The sequence below is a fragment of the Grimontia sp. AD028 genome (assembly GCF_000973155.1).
Lineage (GTDB): Bacteria > Pseudomonadota > Gammaproteobacteria > Enterobacterales > Vibrionaceae > Enterovibrio > Enterovibrio indicus.
On the sequence record NZ_LASY01000135.1, the window covers coordinates 42,449 to 49,325 of the forward strand.

The following is a 6,877-nucleotide window of genomic DNA, read 5'->3' on the forward strand; positions in this document are numbered from 1 at the left end:
GCTAAATGCTGCCTTTATAGGGGGATGTGTTTTGAACTGGAAAAAGCTTTTGATCGCTTCTGCAATCAGCTCACTCTGTGCGCCTGCGTGGTCCATGTCTGTGGAACAAGCCGTCGCGACCACGATCGCTACCGATCCAGAGCTGAAAAGTGCATTTAATGACTTCATGAGTAATAGGGAAGACATTGATGCGGCCACGGGTGACTACCTGCCAGACATCAACCTCAATGCAGGCGTAGGTTATGAGCGTATTGATAACTCATCCACCCAAGCCAGTGGTGACATGGACTTCAACCGTCGCGACGCCAGCATCAGCCTGACCCAACTCATCTGGGATGGACAGACCGGAGATAACATCGACCGCACTGAGTTTGAGGCGGAAGCGCAGCGCTATCAATTGCTCTCCGATGCGCAGGATAAGTCGCTGGCAGTGACGGAAGCCTATGTGGCTGTGCTGCTTGCCAAACAGCTTCTCTCATTGTCTGAAGCCAATGTCGAAGTCCATGAAAAGATGCTGGCAGACATTCAGCGGCGCGCAGAATCGGGCATTGGTTCCACCGCTGACCTGTCACAGGTTCAGGCACGTGTTGCACGTTCTATCACTAATATGCTGGCTGCCAGAAGTAATATGGATGACGCGCAAACTGAATTCCTGAGAATTGTCGGCGTCGACATCAAAGACCCTGTCGACCCAGAGGTAGATGCTCTCTATCTACCCCAGTCACAAGCAGAAGCGTTAGAAGTGGCTTTTGCCAACAATCCGGTAGTCAAACTAGCGACTTATGACATCGATGCGGCACGTGCCCAGTATCGACAAAACAAAGGCAACATGTACCCATCGCTTACTTTCGAGGCCAGCCAGAGCTGGAGTGAAGAAGCAGGTGGTGTCGAAGACGAAGTGAACGAGCTCAGCGCCATGCTGCGGGTTCGATTCAACCTATATAACGGTGGCACCGATGCCGCCAACATGCGTCGCAGCGCGTATCAATTGAACAAGTCGAAGGACATTTTCGACAACGCCTCGCGACTTTTGGGAGAGGGTACACGTCTGGCCTGGAGTGCGTACCAGCTAACCGAGCAACAAAAGAAGTATCTTGCACAACACGTAGATGCGGCGTCTGAAACCGTTATCGCCTACGAAAAGCAATTCAAAATTGGCCGCAGAACCTTACTGGACCTGCTAAATACTGAAAATGAACTGTTTGAGGCAAGGCGATCATATCTCGATGCGCACTACGCGAACATTACGGCCAAATACCGTGTACTCAACAGTATGGGCACCCTGCTGGATGCGCTACGTGTCGATGTACCGGAGGAATGGCTTGAACCTGTGATAGACAAAGAAGGTTAATCCATGAAACACGTATTGCTATTCAGCAGCATTCTCCTTGCCATTAGCGGCTGCTCACTTTCCGCTGACCAACCTCCTCTTGCTGAACAACGCGCCGATTTATTGGACGATGATAGTGACGGTGTGATCAACGCGCGCGATTTGTGTGACAACACACCGGACGTGGCAATCATCGATAACGATGGGTGCCCGAACTACCTTTTGCTTGAAAGTGACAACTCATTAAGAATTCAGTTTGCAAACGACTCTGCAATTGTAGAACCCGCTTACCGTGAAGCACTGGACAAAATGGCTGGATTCCTTAAGCTTTATCCCGAAACCTTTCTAGAACTTCAAGGACATACAAGTTCTCCAGGGTCTGACGACTACAACAGGGATTTGTCTGTCCAACGTGCCAAAGCAGTTCAAGCACAGCTCATAGAAAGAGGCGTTCCAGTCGATCGTCTCACCATTGTAGGCCTGGGTGAAGGCGATCTCATGCTGGCTGACAGCACAGAAACCACACAGCTTGTGAATCGACGTGTTGTAGGTCGCGTGAAAGGATTTAAAGGGGAAATTAAGGAAGCATGGACCATCTTTACCCAACGGGGACAATAGTGGCTGAGGTTGCCTGATGCGAAAACGGGCGACCTTACTCCTCATGTTCCTGTTGCCATCTATCGTAACGTTCGCACTGAGTGATACTGACAGTCAGTGGGTCAACAAAGTAGCGTCATTTTACGGTGAAAGAGCGGGAAAGCGAGTCGCGGCATGGCGTGATGTTGTCGCGCAGTCTGCCGATCTTTCAGAAACGCAAAAGCTTGAAGCAGTGAACAACTTTTTCAACCAGCTCTATTTTGTGAATGATATCGATTTGTGGGGAAAGAAGGACTATTGGGCGACACCATTGGAGTTTCTTGGCAGCGCGGCGGGAGACTGTGAAGATTTCAGTATCGCGAAATACTTCACGCTCAGAGAGCTCGGCATTGACGATAAAAAGCTGCGTCTTGTTTACGTTAAAGCCATCAAACTCAATCAATTCCATATGGTTGTTGCCTACTACCCAACCGCTTCCTCCGAGCCTGTCCTACTGGATAATATCGACCCAGAAATTAAAAAGGCCTCAAAACGACGAGACCTACTTCCTGTATACAGCTTCAACGGTAGCAGGCTGTGGCTCATGAAAGAACGCGGTAAAGGTGAGCTTGCAGGCAAATCATCGCGACTGGGATTGTGGAACGATCTCCGGGCGCGCATGGGGTCTGTAAAGCTGAACAGACCGATCAAAAACTATGATGGGTAAACGTCTATGACTTTATACCGGCAATTGTTTACATGGATGTTGGCGATATTCTTCCTGCTGATTCTGGCAGTGACAGGTATTGAGCTCAACACCACTCGTAATTTTCTGCTGACTCAGCAATCGGCTGAGGTAAATAACACCATTAACTCGATGGGCCTCGCCCTCGCGCCTTATCTTGAAGACGACGATAAAGTCGCTGTGGAATCGGTGATCAATGCACTGTTCGATGGCGGTTTTTATCAGGAAGTCCGTCTGAAAATGCTCTCCGACGGCAGCGAAATTATCCGCGAGTATCCGATACATGTAGAAGGGGTACCAGACTGGTATACCAATCTGGAACTCTTCCCTGTCATTACCGAAGAACGCACCTTTACCAGCGGTTGGTTACAGCTTGCCGAAGTCACCGTGGTTTCACACCCGGGTTACGCTTACAAGGAAATGTGGCGTTCCACCATTCAACTGGGTGTATGGATAGGTATTTTGTTTGTTATTGCGATGCTTATTATCGCCATACAGCTCAGCCGTTCACTGCGACCACTTGATACCATCACCAAACGTGCAAAAGAAATTGCCCGTAATAAGTTTGGCGAACCGATACCATTGCCACCAACTCGTGAGCTAAAAACCGTGGTTCGCGCTATTAACCAAATGAGCAGCCAGCTCGAAGCGTATTTTGAGCAACAAGCCAAAGAAGCCGACCGTCTGCGTGAGCACGCTTACCGTGACACTGTTTCTGGTTTGGGTAACCGTAGCTTCTTCGTTGGCCAGCTTAAATCTTGGCTGGCAGAATCAGCCGTCGGTGGTCTGGTGATGGTAAAAGTTGACCTGATCACAGATACCTACCGCAATCAGGGTTTTGCCCAAGGTGACACCATTGTTGGTCAATTTGCCAAGAAGCTGAACACCACCCTGACCGATGCTGACTGCACTGCGTCGCGTATCTCGAAAGACGAATTTGTGATTCTGGCACCGAACAGCACAGGTGAAGATCTGCAAATTATCGGTGAAAGTATCATGGCTATCGTAAACGATATGCAGCATGACCCAATGGGGATTACTCCACCGAAAGTGGCTATCGGCCTCGCGGTTAACAGCTCAGATAACCGCGATGCGAGTGTTTTGCTGGCGCAGGCTGATAACGCCCTGACTCAAGCACGCAATACGCCGAATCACCCAATCTCTATGATTGACCAAACGGCGAATGATGCTTCGATGGGTAAACAACAGTGGAAATCACTTATCCTTGATGCCATGGCGCACGACTGGTTCAAATTCAAATTTCAGTCAGCCTCATCCAGCGATCAGACCGTTATTCACCAGGAAGTTTTCTCCGCGATTGAGAAAGGAGAAGAATACTATGGTGCCGCGCATTTCCTTGGTGCTGTGGAGCAACTGGAACTGGGAGAGTCCTTCGACCGCTACGTAGTAAGCCACATGATTGAGCGTTTGAGTGATGACCCGAACCTTGGTCCGGTCGCGATCAACCTGACCCAGAACAGTGTCACCAATGCTTCCTTCATTCGCTGGCTGACTACCACGATGCAGAAGCACCGCAACATGGCGGGGCGCCTGTTCTTCGAAATCCCGGAAAGTGTGTTTGTCCGCTTCCCGGATCACGTCAGCCTGCTGACCGAGGCGGCGCACCGCTTCAACTTCGGGTTCGGTGTGGACAACTATGGCCGAAACTTCCAGTCGCTGGATTACCTGAATAAATTCAAACCTTCATACGTGAAGATTGATTTTGCTTACACCAGTAATCTCGACGACGAGTCGCAAAGCCATGTGCTAGCTTCAATATGTCGTACGGCACACAACCTGAATATCACAACCATCGCCACGCGCGTAGAAACGGAAGCCCAGCTCAATAAACTGTCTGAGCTGTTCGTGAATGGTTTCCAGGGCTTTATATTCGAGAAGAAATCAGAGAATCATGGTTAAAGACCCCCTGCTGCAATCTTTGGTTTACGTCAGCCGATACTTCGGTCAATCAAACTCGCCGGATGCGTTAGTATCCGGCTTGCCGATTTCTGACGGATACCTCTCCCCCTTCCTGTTTCCCCGAGCCGCGGAGCGGGCGGGGATCGATGCCAAAGAAAGCCGCCAGGCGCTCAAAGATTTGTCGCCCATGCTCTGTCCTTGTGTTTTGTTACTCAAGGACAATCAGGCATGTGTGCTTCAGAGCATCAATCATGAAACCGGTGAAGCGGAAGTGGTTGAACCGCTCACCGACACCACGCCTGCCGTTCGCCCTATCAGCGAACTGGAAGAGGATTACCTTGGGCGTGTTTTCTTACTGAAAAAACAATTCCGCTACGACGAGCGATCTCCCGAAATTCTTAAAGAGCGTCAGGGCCATTGGTTCTGGAGCACCCTTTGGGAATCCCGCTCGATTTATCGTGATGTGCTGATAGCCTCCATTTTCATCAACGCTTTTGCTATCGCCACCCCACTCTTTTCTCGCATCGTCTACGACAAAATCGTGCCCAATTTGGCGTTTGACTCACTTTGGGTGCTTGCCACCGGGGTCTTCGTCATCTTCCTGTTCGATCTTGTGCTCAAGATGCTGCGAAGTTACTTCATCGATATCTCAGGGAAAAAATCGGACTTACTGATCTCTTCCAGAATCTTTGAGAAAGTCATGGGGATTCGCATGGAGGCACGCCCGCCTTCTGTCGGTGCCTTTGCTCGCCATATGCAGGAGTTCGAATCCATACGGGATTTCTTTACCTCTGCTTCTGTCTCCGCCTTGATTGATTTACCCTTTGCGTTCTTCTTCCTGTTTATCATCTGGATTGTGGCTGGGCCTCTGGTTATTGTGCCTATCGCAGCCGTGCTGATTTTGATGATCCACGCCGCTATCATACAAAAGCCATTACGCCATACCATTGAAGAGGGCTCTCGCCTGTCTTCCCAAAAGAACGCCAACCTGATTGAAAGTCTGGCTGGCTTGGAAACCATCAAGCTATTTGGCGCTGAGAGTCAGTTCCAATACCGATGGGAAGAAGCCGTGGCACATATGGCAAACTGGGGGATCAAAACCCGCCGCCTGACTGACTCGGTTCAAAACGCCGCTGGCTTTATTCAACAGTTCGTCAATGTCTCGATGATCGTGTTTGGTGTGTACCTTATCTCCGCGGGTGACCTGACCATGGGTGGATTGATTGCGGCAACAATGTTGAGTTCTCGTGCCGTAGGTCCAATGGTCCAACTGTCCTTGCTATCCACGCGCTACAATCAAGCCAAGTCCGCGATGGAAATCATCAGCCAATTGATGGATATGCCTTCCGAACAGGAAGAGGGGAAACGCTACATTCACCGCCCGATTATCCGCGGCAAGATTGAATTCGATCGTGTGAACTTCAACTACCCCAACTCAGAAGTGGCCGCACTCCGCGATATTTCCTTCACCATCCTTCCCGGAGAGAAGGTGGCTATCATCGGACGTATCGGTTCAGGCAAGACGACGCTCAGTCGACTGTTAATGGGTCTGTATCGCCCTACAGCGGGTTCAGTACGTATCGATGAGACAGACATCAGCCAAATCCATAATATCGACATACGCCGTAATATAGGCTGTGTCCCGCAGGACCCTATACTGTTCTTTGGCTCTATCCGTGACAACATCACCCTGGGACGCCCATTGGCAGACGACCGTGACATTCTTGATGCCGCCAACCGTTCTGGCGTCACCACCTTTACGCAGCGAGATCCTGCAGGCCTTGAACGTCAGGTGGGCGAAGGCGGCAATCAGCTTTCCGGTGGTCAACGCCAATCTATTGCTATCGCCCGCGCTATGTTGGGTCGTCCTCCAGTGCTTTTGATGGATGAACCGACCAGTGCCATGGACAACCGCTCTGAGCAATACATCAAGCAGCAAATGTCGTCACTTCGCCGCGACGAAACACTGATCATTAACACACACAAAACTGGTATGCTGGATGTCGTTGACCGTATCATTGTGGTCGAACAGGGAAGCATAGTGGCAGATGGCCCGAAACTGGCCGTATTGCAGGCTTTAAAAGACGGAAAAATTCAGAAGGTTGGATGATAAAAACCGTCCCTGTTAGGCAATAGAAAAGCACCGATATCGGTGCTTTTTTTGTGCCTGACATTTTACAGTGTAAATGACGGTAACTAGGGGCTGTTGATCTTTGGTGGTTAAATTTTGTTCTCGCTATAAGCGTTTTAGGCGCGGCGAGGTGTGTGCCGCCTAGTGATTCTAAGCAAATACACCTCAACAAAGC

5 protein-coding genes are annotated in these 6,877 nt (G+C 50.1%); all 5 read left to right on the forward strand.

The features are described 5' to 3' along the window. Positions 1–31: 31 nt before the first annotated feature. The 5 genes from RN22_RS21920 to RN22_RS21940 are packed head-to-tail and all read left to right on the forward strand — an operon-like array spanning position 32 to position 6,681. The gene (locus tag RN22_RS21920; RefSeq protein ID WP_046307759.1) at positions 32–1,351 is read left to right on the forward strand and encodes a TolC family outer membrane protein; all 1,320 of its coding nucleotides are present in this window, start codon (positions 32–34) and stop codon (positions 1,349–1,351) included. A 3-nt stretch (positions 1,352–1,354) separates the two neighbouring features. Then, entirely contained in the window at positions 1,355–1,948 is a 594-nt protein-coding gene (locus RN22_RS21925) for an OmpA family protein (RefSeq protein ID WP_046307761.1), read from the forward strand. 16 nt (positions 1,949–1,964) lie between these two features. Continuing rightward, positions 1,965–2,633 carry a transglutaminase-like cysteine peptidase gene (locus RN22_RS21930; RefSeq protein WP_046307763.1) on the forward strand — a complete coding sequence of 223 codons (669 nt, stop codon included), beginning with the start codon at positions 1,965–1,967 and terminating at the stop codon, positions 2,631–2,633. A 6-nt stretch (positions 2,634–2,639) separates the two neighbouring features. Further along, the gene (locus RN22_RS21935; protein WP_046307765.1) at positions 2,640–4,571 is read left to right on the forward strand and encodes an EAL domain-containing protein; all 1,932 of its coding nucleotides are present in this window, start codon (positions 2,640–2,642) and stop codon (positions 4,569–4,571) included. Then, a complete protein-coding gene (locus tag RN22_RS21940; protein ID WP_002542593.1) occupies positions 4,564–6,681 on the forward strand; it encodes a type I secretion system permease/ATPase in 2,118 nt (705 codons plus the stop codon). The genes RN22_RS21935 and RN22_RS21940 overlap by 8 nt, the downstream gene beginning before the upstream one ends. The last annotated feature ends 196 nt before the right edge of the window (positions 6,682–6,877 follow it).